The 968-nt window shown below is 68.3% G+C and carries 1 protein-coding gene and 1 pseudogene; both read left to right on the top strand.

Going from position 1 to position 968, the window contains the following annotated elements; translation table 11 throughout:
• Positions 1-289 (top strand): annotated as a pseudogene (locus tag HUK84_RS20060) (quinone-dependent dihydroorotate dehydrogenase); the annotation flags it as partial.
• A partial coding sequence (locus HUK84_RS20055; protein ID WP_176641769.1) for a TIGR01459 family HAD-type hydrolase occupies positions 286-968 on the top strand: 683 nt, incomplete at its 3' end. The pseudogene HUK84_RS20060 and the gene HUK84_RS20055, both read left to right, overlap by 4 nt.

Here is a 968-nt window from a genome sequence, read left to right as displayed (position 1 = left end):
CGGCGAGGCCGGCGGCCTGTCGGGCCGGCCGCTGCGTCCGCTGGCCGATGAAATCTTCCGGCAAGTCGCCCAGATCGCGGCGGGGCGCCTGGCGCTGGTCGCGTGCGGCGGCATCGAAACGGGCGCCGACATTCTCGACCGCGTCCGTGCGGGGGCCGATTTGGTGCAGCTCTACAGCGCCTTCGCCTATGACGGCCCCGGCATCGTACCCCGGCTGAAGCGCGAATTGCTGCGCGCACTGCATGCCGAAGGATTCGAAACCCTTGCCGACGCGAAAGGTATGGCATGATGCTGGGTCTGGAGAGTTTCGCCCCACTGGCGACGCGTTATGACGGGTTCATCGTCGATCTCTGGGGCGTCGTTCATGACGGCATTCGCCCCTATCCCGGCGCCAGGGACTGCCTGGCGCGCCTGCGCGACCAGGGGGGGCGGGTCGTGCTGCTCTCCAACGCCCCGCGCCGGGTCGACGTGGTCCGCGACCAGTTGGCCCGGATGGGCGTGACCCCGGACCTGTATCACGGCATCATGACCAGCGGCGAATATACCAGAAGCCTGATGGCCGCCTGGACCGATCCCTGGTTCGCCGGACTGGGCCGCCGCATGCTGCATCTGGGCGCGCCCAAGGATCATAACCTGTTCGAAGGGCTGGACCTGGTCCAGGTCGACGATCCCGAGGACGCCGATTTCATCCTGAATACCGGTCCCGACCAGGATCGGGGCGAGGGCGCGCATGAACCCTATCTGCCCCTGCTGGCCCGTTGCGCCGCGCGCAAGCTGAAGATGATCTGCGCCAATCCGGACATGGAGGTCATGCGCGGCGGGCAGCGCCTGATCTGCGCCGGCCTGCTGGCCAGCCTGTACGCGCAGCAGGACTGCCCGGTCCGCTGGATCGGCAAGCCTTACCCCGAGGTCTATGGCCCGGTGATGGACATGCTGGACATGCCGCGCGCGCGGGTGCTGGCGGTCGG

Origin of the sequence: Nguyenibacter vanlangensis, assembly GCF_013376155.1 — a bacterium.
Lineage (GTDB): Bacteria > Pseudomonadota > Alphaproteobacteria > Acetobacterales > Acetobacteraceae > Gluconacetobacter > Gluconacetobacter vanlangensis.
Note: the sequence above shows the minus strand (reverse complement) of the source record. Positions and strands in the feature narration are given on the sequence as shown.